This is a genomic window from Bacillus cereus group sp. BfR-BA-01379, from assembly GCF_022663605.1.
GTDB lineage: Bacteria > Bacillota > Bacilli > Bacillales > Bacillaceae_G > Bacillus_A > Bacillus_A mobilis.
On the sequence record NZ_JAKUFT010000001.1, the window covers coordinates 116,273 to 131,678 of the forward strand.

The window sequence follows — 15,406 nt, forward strand, 5'->3', positions numbered from 1 at the left end:
TATATTCTTATTTCTACTTTGTTTGCAAAAATATATAAACTTTAACATTTGGACGGAATTTATTTTTATAAATGGAGGGTTTCGTAATGAATCAGTTTCAACAAGACTTACAATCATTAAACCTTAATGATTATCAATCTGGTAATGTTGTATATTGGGATCAACTACAACAAAATCAATATCCATACTATTACATTCAAGACGAAGCACGTCGTTGCGGCGGATGCGGAGGGTGTGGTGGACGCTGTGGTGGATGTGGCGGTGGAAGATGCGGAGGCTGCGGTGGACGTTGTGTAGGTTGCGCTGGATGTTTCGGTTGTTTTAACTGCTGGAACTGGTGGATCATTTAAGTATAGAAAGAAAACTATTTTACTTGAAAGAAAGGTGTGGAAATTATTTTGCACTTTTCTTTCAACTGTAATTGTTATGCGTATTAAGGGGGATTTATTTGTATACTTACGATAAGTTAATTTCTTGGGTAGAAAATATAAAAGAAAAAAATCATAGCTCTACAACAGCACTTTGTATTATAAAAGATAACAAAATCGTACTAGAGCATTATAGTGGATATCACTCAAATACATCGACTAATAAAAAAGTGACCGCATCTTCACAGTTCAATGTTGCTTCTGCTAGAAAAAGTTATTTAGGTTTAATGGTAGCATATGCGCTTTACGAGGGAAAAATAAACTCTATTGACGATGAAGCGATAAAGTATTTTAAAGACTTTGATTCTGCATTGCTCGGTAAAACAACAATAAGACATTTAGTAACTCATTCGCACGGTTTAGGAGAAACGAATGATGGAACAATTTTTCGTGAATTTGAACCTGGACAAGCATGGGCGTATAGAGATGTTAATGTAAGAATGATAACACGTCTTATTTATCAGCTATATAGCAAAAGTTTTCCTGAATTATTAAAAGAGCGTGTGTTTACACCTGCTAATTTTCAAGAAACAGGTTGGAGAATTCAGCAAGATGAAAATTTAGTTGAAGTAGTTAATGACCCAAATAAAGACGCAATTAGTGAAATTGGTACGGTAGATGATGGTACTGAAAAAAATCTGTTTGTCTCAGCTAGAGAATTTGCTTATTGGGGCACTCTTCATTTAAATCAAGGTATGATAAACGGTGAACAAATTGTTCCAAAAGAAGTTATAAAAATTGCTACGAGTTTGCAAAGCCCAACATTTGCAAACAAAGAACTACCACAAAACGGGTTGTTTTGGTTCGTTCAAAATGAACCTGCGCTTTTAAGTGAACTTGGTGAACGAGTTCCAAAAGGATCGTATCAAATATTAGGAATTACAGGACCGACTATATTAGTAATACCTAAATATAATGTAGTTGTTGCAAAAATGTATAATAAAAGATATAACTACGGCGGTAATCATTATTTATATTATTTACGTGAATTTAGCAATTTAGTCGCTGATACATTTCGTAACAATAATAGGGCATAATGACTCCTATAATGAAAAGGAGTGAGAAAAGTGAAAGATAAAATGAATAAAAATAAAAAGCAAAACATTAAAGATGTAAATACAGAACAAAATGCAATTTATAGCGATCCAAAAGACGCAGCTAATATGCAGACGGTACCGCAGCCGAAGGATTTTGATGAAATCGAATATTAATTTTTAGCCATCCGACTATATGATGAAAGAAAAATACATCTTAAGTCCCATCACATGACAGAAGTTTTTTGATATCATATATACATAAGCATTTGAAAATGTCTTATCTTAACAAAGCTTTCTTTAAGTAAATCTAATATAACCTGCAAAAAGACACTTCATTATGGAGTGTCTTTTTGTGTATATGAACTGAATTACCATTTTCCGTACAGTATTATGCAATTTATGATGGATATACTAACTGTGAAAATTCATGTCATGATAAAAGAAGGGGACAGTTAGTATGAAACAAACTTCTATAAATCCGTTACTAATTGTTCTAGGTACAATCATTGTTCAAATTGGCCTTGGGACAATTTATACATGGAGTTTATTTAATCAACCCCTTGTCAGTAAGTTTGGTTGGAACCTCAATGCCGTTGCGATAACTTTCTCCATAACAAGTTTTTCTTTATCATTTTCAACCTTATTTGCAGGAAAGTTGCAGCAAAAGTTAGGACTTCGTAAACTCATCGCTACGGCAGGGATTGTTCTGGGACTTGGGTTAATACTTAGCTCACAAGTTTCTTCCCTACCATTACTCTATTTATTAGCTGGTGTTGTTGTTGGTTATGCAGATGGAACTGCTTATATTACATCACTCTCTAATTTAATTAAATGGTTTCCAAATCGGAAAGGACTTATTTCTGGTATATCTGTTTCTGCATATGGAATGGGTAGCTTAATCTTTAGATATATAAACGGAAGTCTTATTGATAGTCTTGGTGTATCACAAGCATTTTTATATTGGGGTATCATCGTCTTGCTTTTAGTTTTAACCGGATCGTTCTTCTTACGTGAAGCAATCGTAAGTAACACTGTAACTGAATCATTACACAATGACTATACGCCTCGTGAAATGATGCGAACGAAACAAGTATATCTCTTATTTTTTATGCTATTCACATCGTGTATGGGCGGTCTATATTTAATCGGTATGGTAAAAGATATCGGCGTACAGCTCGTTGGACTTAGCGCAGCAACCGCTGCTAACGCCGTTGCAATGATCGCAATCTTTAATACAGTAGGTAGAATTGTACTTGGAACGTTATCAGATAAAATTGGTCGAATGAAAATTGTTTCTGCAACGTTTATAATAATTGGATTGTCAGTCTTTACTTTAAGTTTCATTCCGCTAAATTACGGAATTTATTTCGCTTGTGTAGCAAGTGTCGCCTTTTGTTTTGGTGGTAATATCACAATCTTCCCAGCAATTGTTGGAGATTTCTTTGGCTTAAAAAATCATAGTACAAATTATGGGATTGTATATCAAGGTTTCGGGTTTGGTGCACTTGCAGGAGCCTTTATCGGAGCATTACTTGGTGGATTTCAACCGACCTTTATTATAATCGGTGTTTTAAGTGTTATCTCCTTTATTATTTCGATATTAATTCGTCCGCCAAAAGCAGAAAAGAAAAAAGAAAAACAACATTTGTATCAGAAAGTAGCTTAATTTTAAAAAGAGTCCTCATATAGGGCTCTTTTTATATTATGAAATATTTGATTTTCCTTTTTACTAATTGTGTAGGAAGAAAAGAGTTACATCATTCAAAGTAAAATGATTTAAAAAGGAATAAAGTAGTTTATTTCTTAACGAACCAAGTAGCAGATTAGTAAAATAATCATATTGTTTTATAAAAGAACCAAAATATTCTTAAAAACTACAGTTAATCAACTTTGTTATTAGAAATGCAATACATTTATAGACCATTATTTTCTTATAAATTTATAATGAAGGTAGTTGGCTTATATTGGTTACAACCATAATTTCTTCTTTTATGGCATTCATTTCAACAAATATTGATGACATTTTTATACTCCTTGTTTTATTTTCACAAGTAAAAACAGGAGTAATTAAGAAAGAAGGTAGAGCAGTCCCGGAAAAAACTAAGATGAAAGAACTCTATATTGTTGTTGGACAATATTTAGGGTTTAGTGTAATTATTTTCCTAAGTATCATTGGTTCTTTAAGCTCTTTTTTCATTCCTATATCGTGGATTGGGTTATTAGGATTCGTGCCAATTTATATGGGAGTGAAAGCACTATTGTCACTTCGTTCTTATAAAAGAAATACAGTCATTGATAACGTTTCAGGTTCAATATTTAAAGTGGCTTCGATTACATTAGGTAATGGAGCTGACAATATTTCAATTTATATACCAATGTTCGCTAGTCAAAATTTTAAAACAAATATTGTTACATTAGTTATCTTTTTTTGCATGATAGCAATATGGTGTCTTATTAGCTACAAATTGTTAAGAGCTCCTATTTTAGCTAAAGTACTTGAGAGAAATTGTCATATTATTGTTCCAATAGTTCTAATTTGTTTAGGAATGTTCATTCTTTTTCGCAGTCATACAATTGAATTATTTTACTAATATGTTTAAACTAACGGAAGTTTTTATTAAATGAATCGAACTACGTATAAAGCCTTATTACAGATGGAGTGTAGTAGGGCTTTTCTTTATTTTAGTCAAATGAAACAGTGCTCTACGACTATTAAATTAGACAGGACATTATGATTATTACATTGAATAGATACTTTAAAAGGAGCGTGATAATTAAAATGAAAATAGTAAAACAATGGGTCCAAGAAGATAGTGATTACATAAGAGAAAAAGTAATTGAATATAACCAAAAACATATTTCGGATGAAGAGAAAAAGCCTTCAGAAAAAATTAGTTTTATAGTGAAAAATGAAAAGGAAGAAATTGTAGGTGGAATAACTGCAATTACATTTTGGCACCACGTGCATGTCGATTTCCTTTGGGTTTCTAAAGATTATAGACACGAAGGATATGGAAGCAAGTTATTAAAACTTATTGAAGAATTTGCAATTGAAAAAGAGTGTAGGCTAATCAATTTAGATACTTTTAGTTTTCAGGCCCCTAATTTTTATAAAAAGCATGGATATAAAGTGATTGGAGTAAGTGAAGATCATCCGAAAGGGCACAATCGATATTATTTAGAAAAAAGGTTAGAAAATATATAGAATCCCAAAATAAATCAAAGCATAAAGAACGTACATTGAATAATTACTTTCAACATACGTTCTTTTTTATATAGCAATGAAAGGTTATCGGTTATTAACTTTACTAAGAGCAGATAAATGAAATACTCTATTAATTTTTTTATATTTTAAAACGATTAAATGGTAGAATGTAACAAAGACAGAAAATTCTCGTTATTGAAGGTGGACTTAGATGAAAAAAGTAAATGTTACATATGCACTTTTATATGATAAAACAAACGAAAAAATTCTAATGGTAAAAAACAAAGGGAAGAATGGCTCTTATTACACGTTACCAGGTGGCGCAGTTAAATTTGGAGAAACGTTAGAAGAGGCAGTAATTCGGGAAGTGAAAGAAGAAACCGGGCTATATATAACTGTAAATGGTATTGGTTACATTAGCGAAGCTTTTTTTGAAGAGAGAGGGCACCATGCCATTTTCTTTAATTTTTTAGGTGAAATAATCGACGGGGAGACAAATATAACAAGACCAAAAGAAATTGAAGAGATTACTTGGATGGAATTACATAAAGCAGCACCGTATTTACGTATACCAGAACAATTATTAAATACATTACAAAGGAACGAAACAGCACCTTACTTTTTTAACGGAACAATCATTCATCAATCTTCATAACATTAACATATCATGTAAGGCGGGGAAAAAATGGAGTTTATCGTTAATCATAATCATTTCACTCAAGCACTTTCAGAAGTAAGTAAAGCTATATCTACCAAAGCTATAATACCTATATTATCTGGTATAAAAATAACCGCAGATCAATCTGGAATTACTTTAATCGCAAGTAATTCAAATATTTTCATTGAAAAATTCATCCCTAGTTCCAACGAAAACGACCAAATTACAACTATATTAAAAGCAGGAACTATTGTAGTACCTGCAAAATATTTCATTGAAATTATAAAGAAAATGCCAAGTGATATATCAATAAAAAGTAAGAATGAGCAAATCATTACGATACAGTCAGAAGAAATTACATTAAACTTAAATGGACTTCCAGCAAATGAGTTTCCGAATGTCCCACTTATTGACGATCATGCAAAAATACAAGTGGAAACAGAACAATTAATTGAGGTGTTTAAACAAACTGTCTTTGCAGTAGCTAAAAATGAATCTAGACCGGTTCTTACTGGCGTTCATTTGGAGTTAGATCATAATAAATTAATTTGCGTAGCAACTGATTCACATAGACTTGCTATACGCGAAACGATGATATCTACAGATGTGAAAGCAAGTTGTATCGTACCAAGTGCAACTATTAGTGAACTTCTAAAATTAATGAGTAGTAATTCCGAATTCGTATATATCTATCTTTCAGAAAGTCACATTATTTTTACATTCGGCACAACTACATTATATTCAAGACTAATTGAAGGGAAATACCCTAATATATCTAGTTTAATTCCAAATGAATTTCAGACAGTCATTAACGTAGATAGAAAAAGAATTTTACAAGGTGTAGATCGATCCAGCTTATTAGCAAGGGAATGGGCAAATAACAATGTCAACTTAGAAATCATAAACGCATCCACATTGAAAATTTCTTCTAACTCTTCTCAGATTGGTAAAATATCCGAGACACAACAAATAGATGCGATTCAAGGTGAAAAACAATTAAATATATCTTTCGATGGACGATTTATGATGGATGCTTTAAGGACGATAAAAGAAGAAACGGTTACTTTAAGTTTCAGCGGTTCTATGAAACCAATATTAATTGAAGCAGGGACAGAATCTGCAGCAGTACATCTTATATCACCAGTAAGAGCTTATTAAAAACAGCGGAAGGAATCACATTATGTACAAGCATACTTTATGTTTTATAAAAAGAAACGAAGAGATACTTATGTTAAATAGAGAATATGACCCTGTAAAAGGATTGTGGAATGGGGTAGGAGGAAAGGTCGAAAAAGGAGAAACACCTTTAGAAAATGCAATTCGTGAAATAAAAGAAGAGACTAATATAAAAGTTACGCATGACCACATTCAATTTAAAGGCATTATTAAGTGGGAGGACTCTTCATATTCTGGCGGCATGTATGTTTATTTAATAGAACTACTGAATGAATTTATATATCACACTCCAAAAAAAGTTTCAGAAGGAATTCTAGACTGGAAAGAGATTTCTTGGATTCTAAGTGACTATAATTACGGCGTAGGAGAGATGATACCAAAATTTTTATATGAAGTACTCCACAATGAATTAATATTAGAGCACAATTTTGTTTTATCTAATCATAAATTAATAGATTATAGGAATAAAGAATTGGCTAAGCAGGACAGTTCTAGAGATAATATAGTTCAATTATAAAAAGCAGGAATTGTAATCTATAATACACAGCAAAATAATTATAACGTAAATGATTCGAAGAGTAGCTAAGGAGAAAATTTAAATGAGGATGAGTGTAATGAAGAAAATAATTATTTTACTCATAGCTGTAGTTTTAATTACTTTTGCTTTTTATCAATACAATAAAAAAGATGGTTTATCTAAAAATGATAAGGTGTATGTAGAAGACTTTAAAGGAAAAAATGATTCAAACAAAATACAATCTGCTATTAATAAAGCAGAATCTAGTAAAATGAAAACAGTATTGCTTGATGATAAAAAGTATAAAATTACGTCACCAATTATAGTAAAACAGGGTGTAAAGTTATTATTTGGTTATGGAACACAATTTGTTGTTGAAGGTAATTTTAGAGTTCTAGAATTAGAAAAAAATGCATCTATCGAAGGAGCCTATATAGCTATAGACGATCCTACATTTAATTCTGAAGTTATATATTTAGACGGCAAAAATAAGTATTATAACACGTGGCACAAGACACAAATAAAAGATATAAATATTATCAATTGGACAGAAACAAATAAAGGTACTGGAATTTCTTTGTATGCTGGTGGAAAAGAAAATGAAATTTCATTTATTAACTTTGAAAATATAAAAGTTGTAGGAATGGAAACTGGGCTGAAATTAGTAGCAAAGAAACCGCAATCTGGTTATGCTTGGATAAATGCGAACCGTTTTATGAACTTCTCACTTGAAGATTGTGTAAATATGATTTATATGGATAGTAATGTAACTACACCAAATGAAATTAGTGGGAACCAATTTACAAATCTACAAATACAACCATCAAGTAAAACAAAAAATATAGTAAGAGTAAGTGGACAGCATAACGAGTTCAATGGAATGGTGTGGGATTTACAGAAAATCAATCACGAAAACGAACTCATTGAACTAACTGATAAAAGTATGAATACGGTTATTAATATTACCTCTGTACAAACAAATAGAATTTTAGACAGCGGGAAAGCAAATATAGTAAAATAAGTTTAAATACATAAAAAGAGCGAATCACTTATAAGAAAGTTCGCTCTTTCTTATTTATAATTAAATTCCTTTCCACCAAGCTGATGATGGATAGTCTGTAGATTTTAACGTAATCGATTCACCAATTTGCGGCGTTGTGATTTTAACTCCTAAACGTTTAGCTTCTTTCGTTACTCGTTCAATTGGATCACTCCATTCATGTAATGCCAATGTAAAAGCACCCCAATGAATTGGAAGAAGGAGTTCTCCTTTAACATCCATATGAGCTTGTACCGTTTCTTCAGGCAACATATGAATAGCAGACCACCTCGGATCATATTGCCCACATTCCATTAACGTAAGATCGAATGGACCGTACTTATCACCAATCTCCTTAAAGTGAGGAGCATAACCGCTATCACCACTAAAGAAAACTTTAGTCTCTTTCCCTAGAATAAGCCATGAACACCATAACGAACAATCTCTATCTGTCATACTCCGTCCTGAGAAATGCCTTGCAGGTGCACAAACTAATTTTATAGTATCTAACGTAATTTCGTCCCACCAATTATGCTCACTAATTTCACTAGGTGAAACGCCCCATTTAATTAAATATTGCGCAACTCCAGTTGGGACATAAAAGTGTTTTGTACGATCTTTTAACTGCATAATACTTTTGTAATTTAAATGGTCATAGTGATTATGAGAAATGATAATCGCATCAATTTCTTGAAGGTCTTCACGTTCTAAAGAAAAAGCACCACTATAACGTTTACTATTAAACAGTGGAAATGGGGAAGAGGCATCTCCAAACATCGGATCTAATAACAATTTTTTACCCTCTATTTTCAAAAGGGAAGCAGAGTGCCCAAACCATTTCACACTCTCTAAAGACTCATTATTATCCGATAAAAGAATAGGTAAATTCTTTATAGGACGCAGCTTAGTTTTCATTTTAAAGTAATCAGTCATTAAACCGATAATATCTTTCGGTTTAAAACTTACATCAGTATGAATTTGATTTATATATTTCTTTTTCATTCGTTCTCCTTTTTACGTTTAACAATATACGTATGTTGTTATTGTAGCTAATTGTAGTTTAAACGAAATCATTTTACCTTTCATCTTAAATGCAGTACATTTCATAAATTTGTAAAATTCATTATCCTTATATATAAAATAAAAATCATATAGCAGCAGATGAAACTAATATGAAGTACATGTAAATTGTTTTAATTTAGTAAATTCATACTTATACGTAACAAAGAACGTATGTTTCGTTGTATGTTATAGAAGAGAGCATGTCTCTAATTAAGAGTAGGAAGGAGAGTATGTAAGTGCAAATAGATAGAAAAAAGAAATCAAAATGTAAACTATCAAAATCTGAAATAACGCAGCTTTATGCAGAAGGGAAGAGTACCTCAGAAATCGCTATACTGGCTAATGTGTCTGCAAGGTATATTCGTATGGTTTTATCAGACAATAACGTACCAAGGCGCGCTATAGGGAGTTGGAAGAGAAAGTATGACATAACAGAAGATTATTTTAAAACGTGGTCAAATAATATGGCTTATATTTTAGGGTTTATAGCAGCAGATGGTGTCATACAGAAAGAAAATCAATGTGTCAGCATATCTCAAAAAGAAAATTACATTTTAGAAGATATAAAACAAGAACTAAACACCAACCAGCCACTATATCAAAACAAAAAAACAGGCGTATATATGCTAAACATAAATAGCAAAACAATAAAAGACGATTTAATGAACATTCACGGAATTAAGCCATGTAAATCATTTAACATTGAAATTCCATTTGTACCAGAAGAATATTTACATCACTTTGTTCGTGGGTATTTTGATGGAGATGGTTACGTCAAGTATGAAACTTATACAGTAAGCTTTGTAGGAGGATCATATAGCTTTATGAATTCTTTACATCAAATACTACAAAACCACAATTTATCAGCCGATTTACTAAATCAAAATAAACATTATCGCATCATTTTAACCGGAAGAAAACCAATACAACTATTTTCAAAGTGGATTTATAAAGACAAAAATATTTATTTGCATAGAAAATATGAAGAATTTCAGAAAGAAAGTCTAAGTCTAGATCAATTAAAAGATCGAAAACTAAAAAGAACTCAAGCTGCTGTTAAGCAGAGAAAACAAAATTTCCTTAAGGAATATATGAAAAATGAATGTATCGCTAAAACTTGTTCCATTTTAGAAATAAAGGAACCAACTTTTAAAAGTTGGTTAAAAAATGATAAGCAATTTAAAAAAGACTATGAAAGAATTAATTTTGATAAATCCAACTACCAATAACTAACTTTAAAATTCTAGATGACCTTAGTATAGGCATTAACATAGCCATACTAAGGTTTTTTAGTTGAAATTATTAAAGGATTCTTATTTTTATTTATGGAACATAGTACATACACAGATTTTACAATTAATTTACTAAAAAAGGAGGGGCTTTATAATGTTCGCCAATTATATTTCAGAGAATATACTTCAAACATCTTATGAGTCAAAAATGATTTCGTCAGGTGACAATTATCCAACTTTAAAAATAAGTGGAACAAAGCTTCAATTCTTACTTGTAATGCTTCATCTTGACATTGAGTCAAAGACAATAAAAACGAAACTAAATTGGACGAACGAAGAATTCGAAAAACATATATATGCATTAGAACTAGAAGGTTTGTTGAAACAGATAGGAGAGAGTTATTATCCAACATGTATGGTTATAACAGCTAATGAAGGAAAAGAGCTGTATAACCTATGTGAACCTCTAATTAAACCTACACTTAAAATCATTGAACATTATTTAAATCAAATTGATGCTATTTCTAAAAAAATAGAGACATTTAATCATTTATCTAAAGAATCGTATAGTCTATTACTATATAGCGGTGTGTTATTAGATTTTGGACAAATAAATAACATTGAGAAAAACTATTTAAAAAAGGAACGACCTCTAAGAAATAAGAATAGATACTATTATTCAATTCCAGAACAAGAACAAACAGATATAGAGGCGTTCGGGATGTATGGTAATACGTATTTAGATTTAGAAGAATTTCAAATTGGTCTTTATGGAAATGCTCGCTATTCAACATTAAATTTAATAACAGCAAATAACAAAACATTTGAAGAACATTTTCGAAATACTAATACTGATATTAATTATATGAAAAAGCAATTAGTGAAGAATTTCGTAGCAGCAGATAGACAAGTAGACAATAGTTTAGATGTACTATACGAAAAATTAGGTTTTTATCAAAATTCAAAACCTGTTATTCCAGTGTTTAAAACAGAAGACTTACCAATTCTCAACGAAATTGCAAATACAATCATTGAAGATTTAGTCTTATTATTTAAAGAAAACGATACACCTTTAAAAGAATACTTTGTTAGCAGTAGGTACTCACATGAAATAACTTATGAAGAGTATTTTATCTGGTGGTATCATTTTTTCTATACAAAAGTAACAGAAGAATTAATAACAAAAGGTGTAATTAAAACTAATACTCAAAAAAATCAACCATACATAATCTATTAAATCTAATACAAACGTATTTTAACGAAATTTAAATAATAATGACTTATTTATATAATTTCACGTATGCAGCAGCTAAATATGCGAAGGATTATTAGTAAATAGATAATAATCTAAATTAAAATCTAATATAAAGAAAATAAGATATTTAAAGGAGAGAAGGATCTTGCAAAAGAAATTTATCAATCCAGAAACAATGCCACCAACTTTCGGATACTCACATGTAGTCAAAATTAGTAACGCAAAACGAACAATTTACATATCTGGACAAGTAGCAATCAATACCGATGGGCAAATAGTTGGCGTTGGCAATTTAGCCATACAAACACGGCCAGTATTCGAAAATATTAAAAGTGCATTAGAAACTTCGGAATTACAATTTAATGATGTAGTAAAATTAACATTTTTCTTAACAGATATTTCTCAAATGGCCATTGTTAGAGATATACGAGATCAATACATAAATACTAAAAATCCACCAGCAAGTTCGGCTGTAGAAGTTAGAAAGTTAATTAATGATAACTTATTAATTGAAATCGAAGCAATTGCTGTAGCAAACTAATTTTAAAAACTTATTCGTAATCATATCAATACAATTCGTTTAAAATGAATGCATTAAACGAATTGTATCTTTTATTGTCTTACATATCATTTATATCTAGAGACATTATCAGTAACAACTTATTAAACTACAACAATTACATAATCACTCACACAGAATGAATCCCGTGAAAAGGGGAACCTAACAAGAATCAACTAACATATAATAAGTTTATTATTTTTATCCAGTTAACATAATATATATTATAGGTAGTTATAGAAACAAAGTGATATCAGGTATCAAAAACCAAGTAAACTATACTTAATGAGACGAAACGGAGATTTTTAGTGAGATTCACATAAAATCTTATCTAAACGAATTTCTACAGTTTTTATCGTTTTTTTGTTATAAATCCATCACAGCAGATTTTAATCAATAATCGCTTTAGATTTAACGAATCAAAAATATTTTTGAGCGGCAAATAATTTTTATACAGAAAAATTATTTCTATACATAAAAGAAAATAATAATTTTATTTTATGTTTTACTTAATGAATTTATTGCTATTTGCACACATTTGATAACTTTACTTTATTTGTAGCTATTTATGTTTTTTACGCTTGACTTTCATTACATTCATTGTTCTATATTCTAGTTAACATAACGTTCATTTTTAACATAAAAAAATCTCCCTCACCTTCAGGAAGATTTTTTAGCTTGCTAGTATTTCATTTATAAATTTTTAATAACAATCCCAATTATAAATAACATTGGAAAAATCTAGATTTAACAGATCGTCTTTCTTTATAAAGAAATTAGCAACACCAGAATCTCCCCACATAATATTTAATGAATCGTCTGTATCGATTTGTAGTAATAATATATCATGTTGTTGGTATTTTTCTTCCCATTCTCTTGGATCTGTCTGTGTGAAAAATGGATAACCACCAATTTTATGCCCTTGATCTTTACATAAATCATCATACAGTTCGCCTAATTCTGTATTATTTTCTTCATCAACAATTTCTTCCCAATCAATTTCCTCGCTAAACATCTTTTCAAATCGATAATCCCTTGGTGTTACTGGTTGATAACCTAATTCAAACTTTAATTTTGCTGCTTCGGGTATGATAAAGTTCTCTAATTCTAATGTGTTTAAATAACTAAAATCAGTAATAACATTATTTAAATCTTCTATAATTGTAGAATGATAAATAATTCGAAAGTCTTTTTGGGTTGTTGGATGGTCAAAATCTGCTCCGTAAAGCTCATCATCAGCACTTACGAAAAATTGTAACATTCCCTGTTGAGGCATATATTCAACATGCGGCATTTCTTCAAAGTTTAGCTGTGCAAGTAACATCATAGGTTGTCCATTTGAATCTTTAGGGTGCTCTTGATCTATAGGTAAATACGGATAACCACCAAACTTACTCTCAAAAAGCGTTGTCTCTGCTAATGTTCCAGACACTTTAATATACGGTTTCACACTTTCTTCTAAAATACTACGATACTGCTCTAGTTCTTTCGGAATTTGAAGTTGATACGTATTCTTCATCACATTTGCCTCCCTTTAATAATGAATTAAAAATGCCTTGCTTAATTATATAGCATGAGATAGCTTCATTGAAAATTGTTAAAAGTCCGTTTTCACCCTCGTTTTTTGCGCACTTGGTGGACAAAGTAAGTTATGTTCTAAAACCTTTTTATTAATAGTTCGAATGAAATCCGCTGCTTCTGCAGTATTTGTATTTTCTTTTAGCCTTTCTTTTAAATCATCAATTTCCTTTGAAAGCTCAATCCACCTAGGTAAAACATGATTATTCTTTAACGTTCTATAAAGTTGCTTTTCAGGATTGTACGAAAGGTCTTTATCTAGATTTAGAGGTTTCCCTTTACCAGGCATATTGTCAAAAGACCCTTTCTTTTCTGCTTCTTTAACGATAGAACTAATATGATCCTCATACGTATAGGACCAAACTTTCTCATCTTTTACTAATATCTCTTGTTTTTTTAGTTTTTTATCTAGTTCTTCTTGATTCATAGATTCTCTCTCCTTTTTATTTTATAGTGTGTTTTTGGTAAGTTTTAAAGCTTTCAACCCGTCAAATAACTTCTCTCGCCACCAAATGCCGTCATGACCGCCTTGGAACTCTTCATAAGTAATTTGGTATCTATTTTCTTTTAAAGCTTTATATAGGCGTCTATTAGCCGTTAAAAGAGGTTCGTTTTCAATTTCTCCGTCTGTTATATAAAAATGAGGTTGCGTTGCATTTGAATCTATAGTTGAAATTTTATTTTCAATCCAAGGAATTTTATTTTCATAACCATCTTTTTTCCAATGAACGGATCCGGACATTGACAACACGTTCCCGAAAATGTGTGGATTTTGAAGCGCTGCATAACAAGCTGCTAAGACACCAAGACTGAACCCAGCAATTGTTGTATGTTTCGCTTCTTGATGCACACGATACTTCGCCTGAATCCATGGAAGTAATTCCTCTGTTAAAAATGCATTCATTTTATCGTTATAAGTTAGCTCTTCTAGCCGATCAACAGGATCTATTGCAACAGCAATACAAGATGGGATTACTTTTTCGTAAATTAAATAATTGAGTGTTCTTGCGATTGAAAGGTTATTAATGAATGAATTTCCTTCAAATACAATGAGAATTTCTTGAAGATGTGAAGTGTGAGAATAATCATGAGGCGTATAAATATGAATTTTACGTGTGTTATTTAAAATCGAACTATGAAAAGAATATGTTTCAATTCTGCCAGATGGATAATGGTTTGAAGGAAAACGACTACTATACTGCACTTCCATGCCTATGTTTAACACAGACGCTTTATTGGCACCTTCTCCAAATGTATTTCTATTAAATTGGTCTAGTTCGTACTGTTTACTACGCTTTATCCAATCATTTTCGAAAACATCGTTTACTGAAAAATAGTACGTTGAAATAAAACTCTTATCCGTCCTAAACGTCGCATACCAAATATCTGTCTGTAACAATCGTTTTAATTGATTTACAGATAGATCCCAACCAGGAAAACTGCCGAATACATAAACGTTTTCAGTTTTTTGATCCCCTAACCAAATATACGTTATAAGCCTATACTGACTATCTAGAGGACATTGTTCTATTAGTGGCGTATTATTCGACTTTATTTCATGTAAAAAAGTATAAAAAGCTTGCTCGTTTCCATTCTTTAATTGATTATTAAGCTCCTCTAACTTAGGACTAATTATTGAAGTCACCCATCTTCCTCCTTT

At 30.9% G+C, this 15,406-nt stretch carries 17 protein-coding genes; 13 read left to right on the forward strand and 4 right to left on the reverse strand.

Going from position 1 to position 15,406, the window contains the following annotated elements; genetic code table 11:
• Nucleotides 1-86 precede the first annotated feature (86 nt).
• From MR113_RS00575 to MR113_RS00620, 10 genes are all read left to right on the forward strand, one after another.
• A complete protein-coding gene (locus MR113_RS00575) occupies nt 87-350 on the forward strand; it encodes a heterocycloanthracin/sonorensin family bacteriocin (RefSeq protein ID WP_141524356.1) in 264 nt (87 codons plus the stop codon).
• Nucleotides 351-448: 98 nt separating this feature from the next.
• Nucleotides 449-1,465 carry a serine hydrolase domain-containing protein gene (locus MR113_RS00580; protein ID WP_242250591.1) on the forward strand — a complete coding sequence of 339 codons (1,017 nt, stop codon included), beginning with the start codon at nt 449-451 and terminating at the stop codon, nt 1,463-1,465.
• Between the two features lie 30 nt (nt 1,466-1,495).
• Nucleotides 1,496-1,639: a hypothetical protein gene (locus tag MR113_RS00585; RefSeq protein WP_000653369.1), complete on the forward strand. Its 144-nt coding sequence runs from the start codon at nt 1,496-1,498 to the stop codon at nt 1,637-1,639.
• Between the two features lie 283 nt (nt 1,640-1,922).
• A complete protein-coding gene (locus MR113_RS00590) occupies nt 1,923-3,131 on the forward strand; it encodes an L-lactate MFS transporter (protein WP_242250592.1) in 1,209 nt (402 codons plus the stop codon).
• A gap of 298 nt (nt 3,132-3,429) precedes the next feature.
• The gene (locus tag MR113_RS00595) at nt 3,430-4,056 is read left to right on the forward strand and encodes a cadmium resistance transporter (RefSeq protein WP_098578510.1); all 627 of its coding nucleotides are present in this window, start codon (nt 3,430-3,432) and stop codon (nt 4,054-4,056) included.
• 188 nt (nt 4,057-4,244) lie between these two features.
• A complete protein-coding gene (locus MR113_RS00600; protein WP_098578511.1) occupies nt 4,245-4,670 on the forward strand; it encodes a GNAT family N-acetyltransferase in 426 nt (141 codons plus the stop codon).
• Between the two features lie 211 nt (nt 4,671-4,881).
• Nucleotides 4,882-5,325 carry an NUDIX hydrolase gene (locus MR113_RS00605; protein ID WP_242250593.1) on the forward strand — a complete coding sequence of 148 codons (444 nt, stop codon included), beginning with the start codon at nt 4,882-4,884 and terminating at the stop codon, nt 5,323-5,325.
• A 30-nt stretch (nt 5,326-5,355) separates the two neighbouring features.
• Complete coding sequence (dnaN, locus tag MR113_RS00610) at nt 5,356-6,486, forward strand: DNA polymerase III subunit beta (protein WP_242250594.1); 1,131 nt, start codon at nt 5,356-5,358, stop codon at nt 6,484-6,486.
• Nucleotides 6,487-6,508: 22 nt separating this feature from the next.
• Entirely contained in the window at nt 6,509-7,021 is a 513-nt protein-coding gene (locus MR113_RS00615; RefSeq protein ID WP_242250595.1) for an NUDIX hydrolase, read from the forward strand.
• 82 nt (nt 7,022-7,103) lie between these two features.
• A complete protein-coding gene (locus tag MR113_RS00620) occupies nt 7,104-8,042 on the forward strand; it encodes a hypothetical protein (protein WP_242250596.1) in 939 nt (312 codons plus the stop codon).
• Nucleotides 8,043-8,102: 60 nt separating this feature from the next.
• Here MR113_RS00620 and MR113_RS00625 read toward each other — a convergent pair whose 3' ends face one another.
• Nucleotides 8,103-9,062 (reverse strand): MBL fold metallo-hydrolase, encoded by a 960-nt coding sequence (locus MR113_RS00625; protein ID WP_242250597.1) that lies wholly within the window; start codon nt 9,060-9,062, stop codon nt 8,103-8,105.
• Between the two features lie 296 nt (nt 9,063-9,358).
• Between MR113_RS00625 and MR113_RS00630 the strand changes: the two genes are divergently transcribed.
• From MR113_RS00630 to MR113_RS00640, 3 genes are all read left to right on the forward strand, one after another.
• The gene (locus MR113_RS00630) at nt 9,359-10,351 is read left to right on the forward strand and encodes an LAGLIDADG family homing endonuclease (RefSeq protein WP_242250598.1); all 993 of its coding nucleotides are present in this window, start codon (nt 9,359-9,361) and stop codon (nt 10,349-10,351) included.
• Between the two features lie 157 nt (nt 10,352-10,508).
• Nucleotides 10,509-11,591 carry a hypothetical protein gene (locus MR113_RS00635; protein ID WP_242250599.1) on the forward strand — a complete coding sequence of 361 codons (1,083 nt, stop codon included), beginning with the start codon at nt 10,509-10,511 and terminating at the stop codon, nt 11,589-11,591.
• A 163-nt stretch (nt 11,592-11,754) separates the two neighbouring features.
• Nucleotides 11,755-12,150, forward strand: coding sequence for a RidA family protein (locus MR113_RS00640; protein WP_242250600.1), 396 nt, complete (start codon nt 11,755-11,757; stop codon nt 12,148-12,150).
• Nucleotides 12,151-12,871: 721 nt separating this feature from the next.
• Here MR113_RS00640 and MR113_RS00645 read toward each other — a convergent pair.
• The 3 genes from MR113_RS00645 to MR113_RS00655 all read right to left on the reverse strand — a co-directional run bounded on the left by MR113_RS00645 (nt 12,872) and on the right by MR113_RS00655 (nt 15,391).
• The gene (locus MR113_RS00645; RefSeq protein ID WP_098870449.1) at nt 12,872-13,687 is read right to left on the reverse strand and encodes a YwqG family protein; all 816 of its coding nucleotides are present in this window, start codon (nt 13,685-13,687) and stop codon (nt 12,872-12,874) included.
• Between the two features lie 78 nt (nt 13,688-13,765).
• Nucleotides 13,766-14,173, reverse strand: coding sequence for a DnaJ family domain-containing protein (locus tag MR113_RS00650; RefSeq protein WP_242250601.1), 408 nt, complete (start codon nt 14,171-14,173; stop codon nt 13,766-13,768).
• A 21-nt stretch (nt 14,174-14,194) separates the two neighbouring features.
• Nucleotides 14,195-15,391 carry an alpha/beta hydrolase gene (locus MR113_RS00655; protein WP_242250602.1) on the reverse strand — a complete coding sequence of 399 codons (1,197 nt, stop codon included), beginning with the start codon at nt 15,389-15,391 and terminating at the stop codon, nt 14,195-14,197.
• Nucleotides 15,392-15,406 lie beyond the last annotated feature (15 nt).

Excerpts from the sequence above, each read along its gene's own strand:
- MR113_RS00575 (WP_141524356.1), top strand. The coding sequence starts at position 87 with ATGAATCAGTTTCAACAAGACTTACAATCATTAAACCTTAATGATTAT.
- MR113_RS00590 (WP_242250592.1), top strand. The coding sequence starts at position 1,923 with ATGAAACAAACTTCTATAAATCCGTTACTAATTGTTCTAGGTACAATC.
- MR113_RS00600 (WP_098578511.1), top strand. The coding sequence starts at position 4,245 with ATGAAAATAGTAAAACAATGGGTCCAAGAAGATAGTGATTACATAAGA.
- MR113_RS00605 (WP_242250593.1), top strand. The coding sequence starts at position 4,882 with ATGAAAAAAGTAAATGTTACATATGCACTTTTATATGATAAAACAAAC.
- dnaN (WP_242250594.1), top strand. The coding sequence starts at position 5,356 with ATGGAGTTTATCGTTAATCATAATCATTTCACTCAAGCACTTTCAGAA.
- MR113_RS00615 (WP_242250595.1), top strand. The coding sequence starts at position 6,509 with ATGTACAAGCATACTTTATGTTTTATAAAAAGAAACGAAGAGATACTT.
- MR113_RS00620 (WP_242250596.1), top strand. The coding sequence starts at position 7,104 with ATGAGGATGAGTGTAATGAAGAAAATAATTATTTTACTCATAGCTGTA.
- MR113_RS00625 (WP_242250597.1), bottom strand. The coding sequence starts at position 9,062 with ATGAAAAAGAAATATATAAATCAAATTCATACTGATGTAAGTTTTAAA.
- MR113_RS00635 (WP_242250599.1), top strand. The coding sequence starts at position 10,509 with ATGTTCGCCAATTATATTTCAGAGAATATACTTCAAACATCTTATGAG.
- MR113_RS00645 (WP_098870449.1), bottom strand. The coding sequence starts at position 13,687 with ATGAAGAATACGTATCAACTTCAAATTCCGAAAGAACTAGAGCAGTAT.
- MR113_RS00650 (WP_242250601.1), bottom strand. The coding sequence starts at position 14,173 with ATGAATCAAGAAGAACTAGATAAAAAACTAAAAAAACAAGAGATATTA.